Annotated in this window: 12 protein-coding genes; 11 read left to right on the forward strand and 1 reads right to left on the reverse strand. The window is 58.6% G+C overall.

What is annotated here, in order from left to right; translation table 11 throughout:
• The first annotated feature begins 134 nt into the window (after nucleotides 1-134).
• The 11 genes from IBT46_RS04495 (at nucleotide 135) to IBT46_RS04545 (ending at nucleotide 13,524) form a co-directional block, all read left to right on the forward strand.
• On the forward strand, nucleotides 135-1,073 hold the full coding sequence (locus IBT46_RS04495; RefSeq protein WP_200544406.1) for a D-ribose ABC transporter substrate-binding protein: 939 nt from the start codon (nucleotides 135-137) through the stop codon (nucleotides 1,071-1,073).
• Between the two features lie 14 nt (nucleotides 1,074-1,087).
• Nucleotides 1,088-1,696 carry a DUF2291 family protein gene (locus tag IBT46_RS04500; protein WP_200544408.1) on the forward strand — a complete coding sequence of 203 codons (609 nt, stop codon included), beginning with the start codon at nucleotides 1,088-1,090 and terminating at the stop codon, nucleotides 1,694-1,696.
• On the forward strand, nucleotides 1,696-3,216 hold the full coding sequence (locus IBT46_RS04505; RefSeq protein ID WP_200544410.1) for a sugar ABC transporter ATP-binding protein: 1,521 nt from the start codon (nucleotides 1,696-1,698) through the stop codon (nucleotides 3,214-3,216). Before IBT46_RS04500 ends, IBT46_RS04505 begins: the two co-directional genes overlap by 1 nt.
• A gap of 1 nt (nucleotide 3,217) precedes the next feature.
• Nucleotides 3,218-4,327 (forward strand): ABC transporter permease, encoded by a 1,110-nt coding sequence (locus tag IBT46_RS04510; protein WP_200544412.1) that lies wholly within the window; start codon nucleotides 3,218-3,220, stop codon nucleotides 4,325-4,327.
• Between the two features lie 75 nt (nucleotides 4,328-4,402).
• Nucleotides 4,403-5,395 (forward strand): sugar phosphate isomerase/epimerase, encoded by a 993-nt coding sequence (locus tag IBT46_RS04515; protein ID WP_105594288.1) that lies wholly within the window; start codon nucleotides 4,403-4,405, stop codon nucleotides 5,393-5,395.
• A 341-nt stretch (nucleotides 5,396-5,736) separates the two neighbouring features.
• Nucleotides 5,737-6,240, forward strand: a complete 504-nt coding sequence (locus IBT46_RS04520; RefSeq protein ID WP_200544414.1) for an RNA polymerase sigma factor — start codon at nucleotides 5,737-5,739, stop codon at nucleotides 6,238-6,240.
• Between the two features lie 102 nt (nucleotides 6,241-6,342).
• On the forward strand, nucleotides 6,343-7,290 hold the full coding sequence (locus tag IBT46_RS04525; RefSeq protein WP_234479968.1) for a FecR domain-containing protein: 948 nt from the start codon (nucleotides 6,343-6,345) through the stop codon (nucleotides 7,288-7,290).
• Nucleotides 7,291-7,409: 119 nt separating this feature from the next.
• The gene (locus tag IBT46_RS04530) at nucleotides 7,410-10,124 is read left to right on the forward strand and encodes a TonB-dependent receptor (protein WP_200544418.1); all 2,715 of its coding nucleotides are present in this window, start codon (nucleotides 7,410-7,412) and stop codon (nucleotides 10,122-10,124) included.
• 58 nt (nucleotides 10,125-10,182) lie between these two features.
• On the forward strand, nucleotides 10,183-10,779 hold the full coding sequence (locus IBT46_RS04535) for a biliverdin-producing heme oxygenase (RefSeq protein WP_200544422.1): 597 nt from the start codon (nucleotides 10,183-10,185) through the stop codon (nucleotides 10,777-10,779).
• Between the two features lie 277 nt (nucleotides 10,780-11,056).
• Complete coding sequence (locus tag IBT46_RS04540; RefSeq protein WP_200544424.1) at nucleotides 11,057-11,836, forward strand: Slam-dependent surface lipoprotein; 780 nt, start codon at nucleotides 11,057-11,059, stop codon at nucleotides 11,834-11,836.
• A gap of 170 nt (nucleotides 11,837-12,006) precedes the next feature.
• Nucleotides 12,007-13,524, forward strand: coding sequence for a surface lipoprotein assembly modifier (locus IBT46_RS04545; RefSeq protein ID WP_200544426.1), 1,518 nt, complete (start codon nucleotides 12,007-12,009; stop codon nucleotides 13,522-13,524).
• Nucleotides 13,525-13,630: 106 nt separating this feature from the next.
• Here the strand turns inward: IBT46_RS04545 and IBT46_RS04550 are convergent, their stop codons facing one another.
• Nucleotides 13,631-14,839: an FAD-dependent oxidoreductase gene (locus IBT46_RS04550; protein WP_200544427.1), complete on the reverse strand. Its 1,209-nt coding sequence runs from the start codon at nucleotides 14,837-14,839 to the stop codon at nucleotides 13,631-13,633.
• Nucleotides 14,840-14,863: the final 24 nt, after the last annotated feature.

Below are 14,863 nucleotides of genomic sequence, written 5' to 3' on the forward strand. Positions count from 1 at the left end.
AATAAATTTAAACGCAGATTGTGATCCCGCTCGCTTTTCCGTACGGATTGTTTGGACAAAAAAGGCGCAATAAATAATAGTGTTTGAATAATAAATCATGCTCGAATAATTATTCATAGCGGAGATAAAAAAAGATGAAACGTACCCTGCTTACCGGACTGTTGCTTTCTGCCATGACCCTCTCATCAGCCTCTTTCGCGGCGGATAAAGGGTTGATCGTCATCATCACCCCGTCCCACGATAATCCATTCTTTAAAGCCGAAGCCGACGGCGCATCGCAAAAAGCGAAGGCGCTGGGCTACACCACGCTGGTGGCATCGCACGATGATGATGTTAGCAAGCAGAACCAGCTGATTGAAACCGCCATTGGCCGCAAGGCAAAGGCGATTGTGCTGGATAACGCCGGTGCGGACGCGACGGTAGGGCCAGTACAGAAGGCGAAAGATGCCGGGATTCCTACCTTCCTGATCGACCGGGAAATCAACAAATCCGGCGTAGCGGTGGCGCAGATTGTTTCCAATAACTATCAGGGCGCGCAGCTGGGGGCGGAAAAATTCGCCAAACTGCTGAACGGCAAAGGGGAATACGTTGAGCTGCTGGGTAAAGAGTCGGATACCAACGCCGGGGTGCGCTCACAGGGCTATCACGACATCCTCGATGACTACCCGGATATGAAAATGGTGGCTCAGCAGAGCGCCAACTGGAGCCAGACCGAAGCCTTCAGCCGCATGGAAACCATTTTACAAAAAAATCCCAATATCGTTGGCGTGATCTCCGGTAACGACACCATGGCGCTGGGTGCGGAAGCCGCGCTGAAAGCCGCCGGAAAAACCCACGTCGTGGTGGTGGGCTTTGACGGCAGTGACTACGTGCGCGACTCCATTATCAATAAAGGCAACATCAAAGCGACGGTGCTGCAACCGGGCTGGGCGCAGGCACAGATGGCCGTTGAGCAGGCCGATTACTACCTGACGAACGGCAAAGCGCAGAAAGAAGAGAAGCAGCTGATGGACTGCGTGCTGATTGATGACGCCAACGCCAGCAAGCTGAAAACCTTTAATCTCTCTAACTGATTCGGGAGCCGATGATGGTGACGAAACTTCCGCTCGCCGTTCTACTGAGCGCCAGTATGCTGCTCAGCGGCTGCACGGTGGTCGACCTTGATGAAAACGGTCAGCCCATCCTGCCAAAAGACCCGGCAGCGAAAGCCAGCTTTAGCAGTCAGACCCCGCAGCAGATCGCGCAGGAGAACTGGGACAGCAGGGTACTGAAAGGGGCGCAGGATCGCGCCCTCACCTGGAATGACATGAAAAATAAAAGCGCCGAGCTGAAGGCGGAGACCAGCAGCAGCGTCTTTGTGCACGCTGCCGGAACGGTGACTGCGGTCAGCGACGACGCCGAGCGTGAACGCCTGCTGACGGTGACGATTAACGGCGAATCGGTGCCGGTCGCCATCGGGCCGGTGATCCGCAGCAACGCCATTCGCGATGCGGCCGGGTTTAAATTTGAAGAATTCACCAACCAGGTACAGTTCGCCAGGCTGACCAAAGCGCTGAACCAGCAAAACGTTCAGCAGCTGCCGAAGATCGACGGCAGCTGGGTCGGCAAACCGGTTCAGCTGACGCTGGCCGTGACTCTGCAACCGCAGCGGATAGAGGATGCGGTTGCCGTGGTCATTAAGCAGGAGCAGCCGTAATGAGCCACACCGATCCGATTATTCTGCAAACCCGCGCGGTGTCGATGCTGTTTCCCGGCACGCTGGCGCTGGACAACGTCGACTACCGCGTCTGGCGCGGCAAGGTCAACGTCATTATCGGCGAGAACGGCGCGGGTAAATCCACGCTGATGAAAATCCTCGCCGGGGTGCAGCAGCCGACCAGCGGTGAAATCTGGCTCAACGGCAAGCAGGTGCAGCTCAGCAGCACTCGGGCGGCATCGAAGCTGGGGATTGGCATGGTGCATCAGGAGCTGAACCTGTTTGAAAACCTGTCGGTGGCGGAAAATATTTTCCTTGGCCGCGAGCTGCAAAAAGGCGTGCAGCCGATCGATGAGAAAGCGCAGGAAGCGCGCACCGCCGAGCTGATGCAGCGGCTCGATCAGGCGATTTCGCCACGCGAGCTGGTCGCTAATCTGAAAGTGGGGCAGCAGCAGCTGGTGGAGATCGCCAAGGCGCTGGCGGAAAACACCGACATTCTGATCCTCGACGAGCCGACCTCGGCGCTGAGTAAAACCGAGGTTGAGATCCTGTTCCGGGTGATCCGCGAACTCACCCGTCAGGGGGTGTCGATTATCTATATCTCGCACCGCCTGGAAGAGCTGATGGCGATTGGTGACACCATCACCATCCTGCGCGACGGCCGCTTTCAGGCGGAAGCGCAGGTTAGCGAGATTGACGTGCCGTGGATCGTCCGTGAAATGCTCGGTAGCGAGCCGGTCAGCAGCTTCCTGACCCCCGATCGCCAGTTCGGCGCGACGGTGCTGGAAGCGGAAAACATCACCTGCGTCGGCCCTGCCGGTAACGCCGTGGTTAACGACGTCTCATTCAGCGTTCGCGCCGGGGAAATCGTCGGTATTTATGGCCTGATGGGCGCGGGGCGCACCGAGCTGTTCGAATGCCTGCTTGGCACCCAGCCTTCGTATCTCGGCAAGCTGTGGCTGGACAGCAAACCGGTGCCGCAGCGACTGTCGACCGCCGACCGCATCCGTATGGGCATGAGTCTGGTGCCGGAAGACCGCAAGCGCACCGGCATTTTCCCCATCTCATCGGTAGCCAGCAACCTGACGATTGCCAGCCTGTGGCAGCGTCTGGAGCACCGTTTTTCCATCTCTCACAAACAGGAGATGGCGGTGGTCAGCAGCACGGTCAGCAATCTGTCGATCAAAATCTCCTCGCCGGAGGTGGCGATCAACGCGCTGAGCGGCGGCAACCAGCAGAAGGTGGTGATTGGCCGCTCGCTGCTGACCAACCCGCGCCTGCTGCTGCTGGATGAACCCAGCCGGGGCATTGATATCGGGGCGAAGGCCGACGTGTTCCGCATGATGGTCAAGCTGTCAGAGCAGGGGATCGCGGTGCTGTTTTCCACCTCGGATCTGAAAGAAATTATGGCGGTCTCTGACCGTATTCTGGTGATGTCCGGCGGCAAGCTGACCGCCGATATTCCACGCGCGGCGGCAGAAGAGTCCGCGCTGGTGAAAGCAAGTGCACAGGGGTTTTAACATGACACAACTTTCCGGGAAAGCGCAGTCGGCGCCTGCGATGAAAGCGTTTAACTCGCGGGAGGGAGTGATCCTGCTGCTGTTAAAAATGCGCACCTTTATTGCCCTGATTTTAATCGTTGGATTCTTCGCCATCACCGTGCCGGACTTCCTCGCCGTCGGCAGCATGGTGATCATGATTAAACATATCGCCATCAACGCCTTCCTGGCGCTGGGTATTACCTTCGTGATTATTACCGCCGGGATTGACCTGTCGATCGGCGCCACGCTGGGGCTGTGCGGGATGATTGCGGGCTGGCTGATCACCAAGGGCATCGTGCTGCCCGCCTTCGGCATCGCGATTTTCCCCAGCGTCTGGGTGGTGGTGCCGCTGGTGCTGCTGATCGGCGGGCTTATCGGTGCGGCCAACGGCTGGATCATCACCCGCTATAACGTCGCGCCGTTTATCTGCACGCTGGGCACTATGTATATCCTGCGCGGGGCGGCAATGCTCACCTCGGGAGGCGAAACATTCCCCGGGCTACAGGGCAATCCGCAGCTCGGCAATACCGGCTTTGACAAGATCGGCTCCGGCTACTTCCTCGGCCTGCCGTGGGCAATCTGGATGATGATTGTGCTGGCACTGGTCATCGCGTACGTCGCTCGCCGCCTGCCGTTTGGCCGCCAGGTCTATGCGATTGGCGATAACGAGCGCGCCGCCGAACTGTCAGGTGTGCGGGTAAAGCGGGTGAAGATCTTTGTTTACGCCATCTCCGGCCTCTGTGCGGCAATTGCGGGCATCGTGGTGTCCTCGCAGCTGGTGGCCGCCCACCCGGCAAACGGCACCGCCTTTGAGATGAACGCCATTGCCGCCGTGGTACTGGGTGGCACCTCGCTGGCCGGCGGGCGCGGCACCATCCTCGGCACGCTGATCGGCGCGTTTGTTATCGGCTTCCTCGCTGACGGCCTGATTATGATGGGCGTCAGCGAATTCTGGCAGATGGTGATTAAGGGCATCGTAATCATCATTGCGGTGATTATCGACCAGATGCAGAGCCGCATGCAGCAAAAGGCGGCGGTAGTGGCGCAGAAGGCGCTGCTGGTTGAAGCCGAAGCCACGCGAACGGCCTGACGTGTACCGTCCGTAAGATAAATTAACAACCTTGCAGCCCCGGCTGCGTGATATTCAGCATGGAGAAGACCCATTATGACAACCTACAACTACCCAAAATTTGGCGCTGGTCTCTGGCACTTTGCTAATTACGTTGACCGTTACGCGGTAGACGGCTACGGCCCGGCGTTGAGTACTCTTGAGCAGATCAAAGCGGCGAAAGAGGTCGGCGATCTTTCCTATGTTGACGTGCCGTATCCGTTCTCGCCGGGTGTAACCCTCAGCCAGGTGAAAGAGGCGCTGGCCGATGCCGGACTCAAAGCGATCGGCATCACCCCGGAGATCTACCTGCGAAAATGGTCGCGCGGGGCCTTTACCAACCCGGACCCGGTGGCGCGTGCAGAAGCGCTGAAGCTGATGAACGAAGCGGCGGACGTGGTGCGTGAGCTGGGTGCCAGCTACGTCAAAGTCTGGCCGGGCCAGGACGGCTGGGACTACCCGTTCCAGGTGGATCACAAGCAGCTGTGGAAGCTGGCGGTAGACGGCATGCGCGAACTGGCGTCGGCCAACCCGGACGTGAAATTTGCCATTGAATACAAGCCGCGCGAGCCGCGCGTGAAAATGACCTGGGATTCGGCGGCGCGCACCCTGCTGGGCATTGAGGATATCGGTCTGGATAACGTTGGTATCCTGCTGGACTTCGGCCACGCGCTGTTCGGCGGCGAGTCCCCGGCGGATTCCGCTCAGCTGATTATCGATCGCGGTCGTCTGTTTGGTATGGACGTTAACGACAACCTGCGCGGCTGGGACGATGATCTGGTGGTGGGTACCGTGCATATGACGGAGATTTTCGAGTTCTTCTATGTACTGAAGATCAACAACTGGGACGGTGTCTGGCAGCTGGATCAGTTCCCGTTCCGTGAAGATAACGTTGAGGCCGCGCGTCTGTCGATTCGTTTCCTCAAGCACATTTACCGCGCGCTGGATAAACTGGATATTCCTGCACTACAGGAAGCGCAGTCGCGCCAGGATGCGATGCAGGCCCAGCGCATTATCCAGAACGCACTGCTGTCATCGATCGAAGAGTAATCACCGCTTCAGAAATCCGTCGGGCAACCGGCGGATTCTCACATTCCTCCTCCGTCAAAGTGTTAAATCCCCGTAAAAATCAGGGTTTGCTATCGAAAATCTTAATAAAAATACAAATGAAAATCATTACCATCTGTTTCAGTTTTTATATATTCTAAACACACTTCGTTGACGTTGCTGCGCGCGGATCGCGATTTGGCCGATGCATAAAGCCCCGGCTGGATAAACGTTAACGTGTTAACTCTTTGGCCGCGCTAGCGTTTAGCGGCTATCCCTGCTGGGAAACACAGCACTGCAGCAAAGATCGCTGTTATCCAGAGTGTTACTGCGAGGTTTGGTTGATGTGGAACCTGAAAAGCCTGTTTAATAAGCATGCTCAGGAGATTCAACGCTTTTTGCAGAAGCGCGGGCATGGTCCCGACGTGGCTGCGGATTTAACCCAGGATGTGTTTCTGCGGATTTTAGGCTCCGCAGCGCCAAAACGGGATGATAATCCGCGTGCCTATCTGCATATGGTGGCGCGTAGTCTTTCGGTGGATCTCTATCGCCGTGAGAAAATCGCCTCGATCGACTATCTGTCGGAAGAGGCCTACTGCGAGCTGCCGGATGAATCGCCCGATCCGGAAAGGGTGACCTCCGATCGTCAGCAGCTGGCGGTGCTTGACCGTGGTCTGACGGCGCTGCCGGAGCAGACCCGGCGTGCCTTTGAGCTCTATCGCTTAGGGGAGTTGACCATTGCTGAAGTGGCACAGGAACTGGATTTATCGGTGTCCCATACCTGGACGCTGATCCGCCGTGCCTACCAGCATTTACGCACCACGCTGGATGATGATGCGAAGCACTGATGACTTTGCACAGCGACAGCGCGTGTCATTCCCTATAATCTGAATTACCTTTTATTCCCGTTGCCGCAAAGCCGCCGGAATTTGCCAATAATGACTGAGAAAATGTCGCAACACGAAAAGCTGTTTGAAGAAGCCTTCGACCTGATTATTCGCCTGCACGGTGATCCGGGGAATCCGGCCGCGCGCGAACTGGCCGAACGCTGGCGCGCGCGCGGCAAAGAGCATGAGGCGGTGTGGGCCGAAGCCGTTCATCTGCACGGCATGACCGGCAGGGTGGTTCAGGCCCGCAGCCAGACCGTTGCGCAGCCGGTGGGTATTTCTCGTCGGCGCTTTGTGCTGGGCGGTTCCGTTGCCGTGGCGGCAGCCGCTATCGGCCTGGCGCTGGCACCCGGCGTTCTGTTGCAGATGAAAGCCAGTCATTTAACCTCGACCGGCGAAATCCAGCAAATTCCGCTGGAGGACGGTTCAGAAATTATTCTTGGCCCCAACAGCGCCATTGCTTCCCGCTTCACCGCCGATGAACGCCGCATTGAACTCCTGAACGGAATGGCCTGGCTTAACGTTGCCGACGACGCCCGTCGGCCGTTTAACGCGGTGGTGGAAGGCATGCAGGTAGTGACGCAGAAAGGGGCTTTTGACCTCAGCCGCGATGCCGACCTGCTGACCGTTGCCGTTGAACAGGGCGCGGTGGACGTCGCCACTCCTGGCCTGTCGCTGTCGCTAAACGAATCGGTCACCGCCGGCAGCTGGCTGTCGCTGGATCGCAATGGCGGTCTGGTGGAACGCGGCACCCGCAATCCGCAGCAGTTTGCCTCCTGGCGCAGCGGCATGCTGGTGGCGGAAAGTGAAACGGTGGCCGCCGTGGTAGCGCGCATTTCCCGCTGGGTGCCGGGTAAAGTGCTGATTGCCAGCCGCGAGCTGGGCGAACAGCGTATCAGCGGCGTGTATAACCTCGCCAATCCGCAGCGTGCGCTGGCGGCGGTGATCCAACCCTACGCCGGAAAAGTGCGCGAAATCACCCCCTGGTTGACCATTATTTCCGCAGTCTGAAAAAAAATTTAAAATTTCTCAGAAAAATCTCAACTCTCGTTCGTTTTATTAAGTAAGAACTGGCTCGGATACGAATCCGCAAAGCCAGCGTACTGATTAATAACACCTGCGGAGTTAAAATGAAGTCTGTGAAGTGCAAACGCGCGGAATCGCGCAACGGCAAAAAGTGGCTGGTGGCAGCCGTGTTCCGTACCAGCGCAATTTCTCTGGCGCTGATGTCGATGCAGCAAAGTGCGTTTGCGCAAACTTCGCCGGTCTCCTTCAATATTCCGGCTGGCTCCCTTTCCGGCGCTATCGCCGAGTTTGGCCGCCAGTCCGGCGTGCAGGTCAGCTATCCACCGGAATTCGCCGCAGGCAAACAGTCGGCGGGCGTCAAGGGTGCCGTCTCGTCGGAAGCGGCGCTGGGCCGCATTTTACAAGGCTCCGGGCTTTCATATCAGTTTGTGAACAGCGACAGCGTAACCCTGGTTAACGGCGGTGCGGCGGCCAACACGTCTGCGTCTGCATCAGCGGCGGACGACTCGCTGCTGCTGGGCACCATCACCGTCACCAGCCGCGCGGGCAGCGATCCGGCCGATGCGCCCTGGCAGGGGGCCAGCTCTCGCGCCCACCTCTCCGCCGAGCAGGTTGAGCGTTTTAGCGGCACATCTGTTGGTGATTTTTTATCGGGTATCCCGGGCGTACTGAACGGTGACGGCCGCAACTCCGGCGCGGTGGACGTGAACATTCGCGGCCTGCAGGGGCAGGGGCGTGTACCGGTGCTGGTTGACGGCGCCAGCCAGGAAACCACCGTCTATCAGGGCTATAACGGCTCCACGGCGCGCACCTATATCGACCCGGACTTTATCGGCTCGGTTGATATTGAAAAAGGGGCCAGCATGGGGGCCGATTCTACCGGCGCGGTCGGCGGAATTGTGCGAATGAGTACCATCGGCGTGAAGGATATCCTGCTGCCGGGCCACGATTTTGGCGTGCGTCTCAAAGGTAACTTTAACACCAACAGCCGCAGCGCGCCGTCGCCGGGCACCACCGGCGGCCTGAGCAACCTCGGCACCTATTACAGCTGGGATGAGTTCCCGAGCGGTTTTGGTGATTCATCCGGGACAAATCGCCCGTCGGTGCTGAAGCCGACCGGCGGTTCCGGCAGCATCGCCATCGCTGGCACCACCGATGCGGTGGATGTGCTGGCCGCCTATGCCCAGCGTTATAACGGCAACTACTTCGCCGGTAAACGCGGTGGAGACGATGCTCACGCGGTGATTTCAGGCCCAACCGGGCCATTCGGTGAGGTTAACGTCACCGACGGTAATCCACTGACGGCATACCGTGCGGGCGAGGAGGTATTAAACACCTCGCGCGATACGGAGTCATGGCTGCTGAAAGGCACTTTCCGTTTCCAGGACAACCAGAAGTTTGAGCTGGGCTACTCACGCTATATGACCCGCTACGGCAATATTCTCGGTTCGCAGCTGATGAGCTACTTCAATTCGCAACCCTATCAGGGATTGCTGAGTACCATCGATCTGGCAACATGGACCGGTCGCTACAGCTGGAAACCGGAAGACAGCAACCTGATTGATGTGAAGGTCGATACCTTCTACTCCGACGTAGACAACCGCGTTAACTCTGTATTCAACAGCTCCGGCACGCTGTATCCGCAATACTTCTGGCTGGCGTCGAATCGCTGGGGCGGCAACGCGTCGAACACCTCACGTTTCTATAGCGATATTGCCGATGTGACCTGGCAGTATGGCGGTTCATTTACCCGTGAAAACGTGGGATTGCCTGACGGCGTGGATGAAGCGACCATGTCCGGATCGCGTTTTGGCTGGCGCAAAGAGTACAGCGGATTCAGCACTCTTGAAGTGAAGCCGCTCGACTGGGTGACCCTGAGCGGAAACCTGCGCTATTCCACCTTTGAAAGCTTTGACCGCAGCCCGACGCTTGAATCGCCATTTACACGCAAAGATCACGGCTGGTCACCGATCTTCAGTCTGATGGTGGAGCCTCTGGATGGCTTCCAGGCTTATGGTAAGTACGGCAGCGTTCTGCGTTCGCCAAGCATCTTTGAATCGATCACCGGTCCGTCATTCTCGGTACCCACTGCGGATAATCCGGTGGCGCCTGAACGCAACAAGAGCCTTGAGTTCGGTGTTAACTATCTGATGGATGGCGTGTTCCTGCCGGATGATAAGCTGCGTTTCCACGGGGCCTGGTTCAGTAACCACATCGACAACTACATCACGCGCGGAAATATCAAACGCTATACGGCCAGTGGACGGGAAAACTACCAGCTGGGCCGCATGAATCTGGACTATGCAGAAATGCGTGGCATTGAGCTGTCCGCACAGTATGACAGCGGGCGGGTGTTCGGCAGCGTGGCGTGGAATCACTACACCGACATTATGTTCTGCGCCAAAGACGGCGTAATACATCCAGCCGCCAGCCGCTGTGCGCCGGGTGGCCTCTACAACAGCTTTGCGCAGCAGCAGGTCCCGCCAAAAGATACCGTGACGGTAAACCTGGGATCGCGCTTCCTGGACAGCGATCTGACTGTAGGAACACGTATTAGCTACATCGGCAGCCGTTTTGTTGAGGGGCTGGGTGCGGACGAAGGGCTCGGGCAGGTTTCAGGTATGTACTCCATCGCGCCGTCGGACTGGAAGCCTTACACCCTGGTCGATCTCTACGCCAGTTACAAACTAAACCAGAACGCCACCTTCGATCTGTCGGTGGATAACCTGACCGACCGTTACTACGTCGATGCGCTGAACACCATTCCGATCCCTGCGCCAGGCCGTACCGTGCGCGGTGGCGTGACGCTGAAATTCTGATGTTAAACAAATGCCGCCTGCCGCAGAGCAGGCGCATTGGAGAAAATCAATGAGCGATGTGAGTACCCAAACCGAAAACCTGACCCGCGCGCAGCGGCTGAAGGCGGCCACTACCAGCAGCCATGACAGCCTGGATCAGCGCATTATGGCGGGCGATCCGTTTGCCAGCCGCGAACGTTACGGTCTGTTTGTGAAGGTGCAGTACCAGTTTCATCGTGAAATCGATGCGCTGTATGAATCTGTGCTGTTGGAGCCGCTGCTGCCTGATTTAGCCGGGCGACGTCGCTTCCCGCTGATTGGCCAGGATCTGGCCGACCTTGGGCAGGAACTGCCGCAGCCGGAAAGCGCAACGGCATTCAGTACGGCGGAAATCCCGGATATTGCCAGTGCGCTGGGCTGGCTGTACGTGGCGGAAGGCTCCAATATCGGCGCCGGTTTCCTGATCAAACAGGCGGAGAAGCTGGGGCTGTCCGGCGAGTTTGGTGCGCGCCATCTTGCCGGTGCGCCGGAAGGACGAGGCCGCCACTGGCGTACCTTTACCGCCGCGCTGGACCAGCTGCCGCTGGACGAAGCCGGGGAAGCGCGCGCAATTGCCGGTGCGCAGCAGGCCTTTGCCCGCGTGCGTGAGCTGGTTGAGCACTATTATGCGCGTTAGGCCATAGAACCACTCAGGCAGTGAACAGTCGTCCAGGCCGTTGAAGTGGTCAGTTAGCTGTTTTACTGGTGGAAGGGATGCCTGCCAGCTGTCAGTCGTTTTACCCGAACACAGGGTGTGTGAGGGAGTAAAAGCAGTACCCGAAGTAAGTAGTACGAGTAAGTAGTAAATCCTCCCGACGTCAGGGAGGATTGTACCTATAAGTAGTAATGATAATCATTTGTGTTTTCATTCAATGTATTTCCACTTTTAACCTATGCTTTTCAGGAAAAATGAAATGAATCAGATTATGAAGAAATCAGTACTCGCTCTTGCTCTGTTCGGCGCAGCCGGTGTTGCTCAGGCTGCAGTGTTAAGCAACCAGAGCTACACCGAAGCGGGAGGTATTCGCGCGGGAGCGACGACCGGAACGACGCCGGTGGCCGGAGCAGGTGTTGATGGTCAATTGTACGGTGCCAAAGCGACGTTCTCCCACTTTGCCAATCCCAGCTACCTGTCGGGTGGTGCCTATAAGTTCAGCGGTCGCCAGCTGGTTGCTGATGGTCTTGCCCCAGGACCTGCAGGTCCTGGTCCCGATCACTCTAAGCTGGGCGTCTGGTCCTTCGCGAAAGTCGGTACTCAGGACGTGTGGTTCGGCGAGTGGGATGGCGAATCTACAACCGGTGCTATCGGTACCAAAACTGCCGGCACCCATACCGTTTTCTACGCGGGTGAGAACGGTAACGTAGCCACTACGCTGCCAACCGCTGCGCCGGTCAGCTACTCCATTAAGTCGATCAATCAGTTCAACGGCACGCTGCCAACCAGTACGCTGACCGCCAACTTCAATACCAAAGTGGCCAGCTCTTCCGGTGACATCAACTTCACCGGCGGCACCATCAGCACCGTCGGTACTGACGTGCGTCTGGCAGCAACCAGCGTTGGCGTGCTGAGTGCTTCCGGCACCGGCGGTACGCTGGACGGTAAATTCTTCGGCACCGGCGCCAGCGCAGTGGCCGGTATCGTTAAGTTTGCCGATCGCAACAAAGATACCGCATTCGGCGGTACTAAGAACTAATCCGGTGGCGAATCTCACCACCTTACGTGCAGGGATCAACCCCTCAGCGGGAACGACGCTGAGGGTCTGATTCACTGCCTTCCCGGGAGCAAAGGCCGCTGGTCTTTGCTCTTTTTTGCGTCCGCTCTGCCCGTTCCGAGCGGCACCGTTTGCCTTAGGGATCATGATCTATGCCGACCGTTCAGTTGCCCGTTGCCCGCTACTTTACACCGCGCCGCGCCGCACTCAGCCTGCTTGCGCTGCTGATGGCCTCCGTTACCGTCACGGCGGTGGCGCAGGAGCGTGAAGATACGCGGCGCATGCTTGAAATGAGCATTGAGCGCCAGGGGGCCGAACGCGAGCGCGAAATATTGAAAGACGAAACGACGACCGGCCAGCGGCCCACGCTGACCATTGACGGCCAGACCTACCAGGTGGAGCACACCGCCAGCGCGCTGGGGCAGGCGCTCTATCTTTCACTCCAGTATCAGCAGTGGCAGGCGGCCAACCGTTTCCTGCAGGAGTACCTGACTCTGCCGGATCGCGACCCGCTGCTGGAACACTATGCCCGAGGGATGTTGGCGCGGGTGATGGGCGATAACGACACCGCGATTACCGAATTCCGCAAGCTACTGGCACAGCAGCCGGACTTTATTCTCGGCAGGCTGGAGCTGGCAAGAACGCTGTTTGACGATGCGCAGGAGCGTGAAGCGAAAGAAGCCTTTGCCGATGCGCTGGCGATTATCGACGCCCGCGATCCGCAAACCGCCGGGGTGCGCAAAACCATCGGTGCCTACCAGCAGGCGCTGGAAAAACGCGGCGACTGGAGCGGCTCGTTCTCCTTCGGCCCCAGCTGGAGCGACAACGTCAACCGCACCTCGGCCAGCCGCACCTGTCTGATTAGCGACAGCACCGGTTTCTGCTACTACGAGCGCGCGCTGCCGGAGGCGTTAAAAGCCACCGGCACCGATTTTGACTTCAGCGTTCAACGCCGACTGGCGATAAAAGGGCATCACGGCGTGTATCTGCGCTCGCTGCTGTACGGCACGCAGTATCGCAATCACGGTGAATTTAACGAAACCACCGTGACGATACAGGGCGGCTACAGCTATCGCGATGCGCGCCAGCAGCTGATGCTGGCCCCGTCGTTTGAATATTACGAGTGGGGCAACGATGCGATGTACGGCGCGCCCGGCGTGCACGGCGAGTGGAGCTATATGCTGTCGTCCGTCTCGCTGGTGAAGCTGGAGGCGGATTATAAGGATATGCAGTATCGCCGCGCCGATTACGCCCGCAACTTTGACGGGGCGCAGCAGTCGCTGTACGGCACCTGGTTCCGCGAGCTGACGCCGGGCTGGACGGTGTTTGGCGGGTTGGATTTCGTCAACAGCCACGCCGAAGACCCGACGGCGGAATATCAGCAGAAGGGCGTGCGGCTGGGGGCCTCGCTGCGCTTTGATGCCGGGTTTGACGGCACGCTTTCCGCCTCGTACCGCCAGCGTGACTATGAGCTGTACAACCCGCTGATTGAAGTGCGTCGGCGCGACCAGGAGCAGAACTATACCCTGGTTCTGCGTGCGCCGCGCTGGGAGCTGGCCGGATTTGTTCCCAGCCTGACGCTGCGCCACAACCGGGTGAAAAGTAACGCCGACTGGATCTACTCCTACAACCGCAACGACGCCAGCCTCAAACTGGAGTACAGCTTCTGATCGGGGAAGCCTCTCAGATCGCAATCGCCTTGCCAGCGTGCAGATAACGCTGGCCCGGTGGCGAATCTTAAGCTGAGGTCCGTGCAGGCGTGATTCGGGCTTTCAGTCAGGCCTTCCCGACTCGGCGCGGCGTCTCGCGGCGGAAGCCCAGACCGATCATCCAGCCGAAAACGTAAGGCAGGAAGCGGTAGCGCTTCACGATGCGCGGCAGCGGGCTGGTCTGGCCCGGCTCGCGTTTTTTGCCGCTCATCTTAATCTGAATAAACTGGGTGGCGCAGGTCGGGAACTGGCGGCGGCGCTGCACCTTATTCAGCTGGTGCAGGCTGACCTCGCCATTGAGCAGCGGGCGGGTGAGCAGGTTGGCGGTGGCTACCGCGTCCTGGATCGCCAGATTCACCCCCACGCCGCCAATCGGCGACATCGCGTGCGCGGCGTCGCCGATGCATAGCAGACCCTCCTTCGCCCAGCTGTCGAGCCGATCAATACGGATCTCCAGCAGCCGCAGCTTGCTCCAGCGATCCAGCTCCGCCAGCCTGTCGGCGGGGAAGGGGGAAACCGTGGCGACCTGCTGCTTAAAGGCATCAATACCGGCGGCCTCCAGCTCGCCAAACTGGCCCTTGGTAATGGAATAGCCGCACTGCCAGAAGCTGCCGCGATCGATCATAATAAAATTCTGCTTCGGCCCCTTATGGCCCATCCCCCACTGCGGGTCCTCTTCGCGCTTATCCAGGCGGAACCAGACCACGTCGCGCGGTGCGCCGAACGATTTTCCGCTCAGCTGCGCTTTTTCCCGCACCTTTGAGTGGCGGCCGTCGCAGCCGACCACCAGCCGGGCACGAACCTCACGCGTCTGGCCGTTGGCAATCGCGCGCACGCCGCATACCCGGCCATCGGCAGTAATCAGATCGTCAAAGGCACAGGATTGCAGAAGGGTAAAACCGGGAAGGGCGCTGGCGCGCTCGGCGAGAAAATTCAGGAAGTCCCACTGCGGCATAAAGGCGATAAATTTGCACTTCACCGGCAGGCGGGTGAAGTTAGCCAGCGTCACCTCTTCGCCGCCGACCTCTGCCTGTAGCTTTTCGGCGCGCTGGTGGGGCAGCTTCAGCAGATCCTCAAGCAGCCCGAGGTGATGCATGATCTGTAGCGTTGAGGGGTGAATGGTGTCGCCGCGAAAATCGCGTAAAAAGTCGGCGTACTTTTCCAGAACCACAACCTGCACGCCTGCCCGTGCCAGTAAATAGCCGAGCATCAAACCGGCAGGACCACCGCCGACGATGCAACAGTCGGCGGTGAGCGTTTCCGCTGTCCGATCCATACAATCCACCTCTGCAATGCGATA

The sequence above is a fragment of the Erwinia sp. S38 genome, assembly GCF_016624545.1.
Lineage (GTDB): Bacteria > Pseudomonadota > Gammaproteobacteria > Enterobacterales > Enterobacteriaceae > Erwinia > Erwinia coffeiphila.

Excerpts from the sequence above, each read along its gene's own strand:
- IBT46_RS04495 (WP_200544406.1), top strand. The coding sequence starts at position 135 with ATGAAACGTACCCTGCTTACCGGACTGTTGCTTTCTGCCATGACCCTC.
- IBT46_RS04500 (WP_200544408.1), top strand. The coding sequence starts at position 1,088 with ATGGTGACGAAACTTCCGCTCGCCGTTCTACTGAGCGCCAGTATGCTG.
- IBT46_RS04505 (WP_200544410.1), top strand. The coding sequence starts at position 1,696 with ATGAGCCACACCGATCCGATTATTCTGCAAACCCGCGCGGTGTCGATG.
- IBT46_RS04510 (WP_200544412.1), top strand. The coding sequence starts at position 3,218 with ATGACACAACTTTCCGGGAAAGCGCAGTCGGCGCCTGCGATGAAAGCG.
- IBT46_RS04515 (WP_105594288.1), top strand. The coding sequence starts at position 4,403 with ATGACAACCTACAACTACCCAAAATTTGGCGCTGGTCTCTGGCACTTT.
- IBT46_RS04520 (WP_200544414.1), top strand. The coding sequence starts at position 5,737 with ATGTGGAACCTGAAAAGCCTGTTTAATAAGCATGCTCAGGAGATTCAA.
- IBT46_RS04525 (WP_234479968.1), top strand. The coding sequence starts at position 6,343 with ATGTCGCAACACGAAAAGCTGTTTGAAGAAGCCTTCGACCTGATTATT.
- IBT46_RS04530 (WP_200544418.1), top strand. The coding sequence starts at position 7,410 with ATGAAGTCTGTGAAGTGCAAACGCGCGGAATCGCGCAACGGCAAAAAG.
- IBT46_RS04540 (WP_200544424.1), top strand. The coding sequence starts at position 11,057 with ATGAATCAGATTATGAAGAAATCAGTACTCGCTCTTGCTCTGTTCGGC.
- IBT46_RS04545 (WP_200544426.1), top strand. The coding sequence starts at position 12,007 with ATGCCGACCGTTCAGTTGCCCGTTGCCCGCTACTTTACACCGCGCCGC.
- IBT46_RS04550 (WP_200544427.1), bottom strand. The coding sequence starts at position 14,839 with ATGGATCGGACAGCGGAAACGCTCACCGCCGACTGTTGCATCGTCGGC.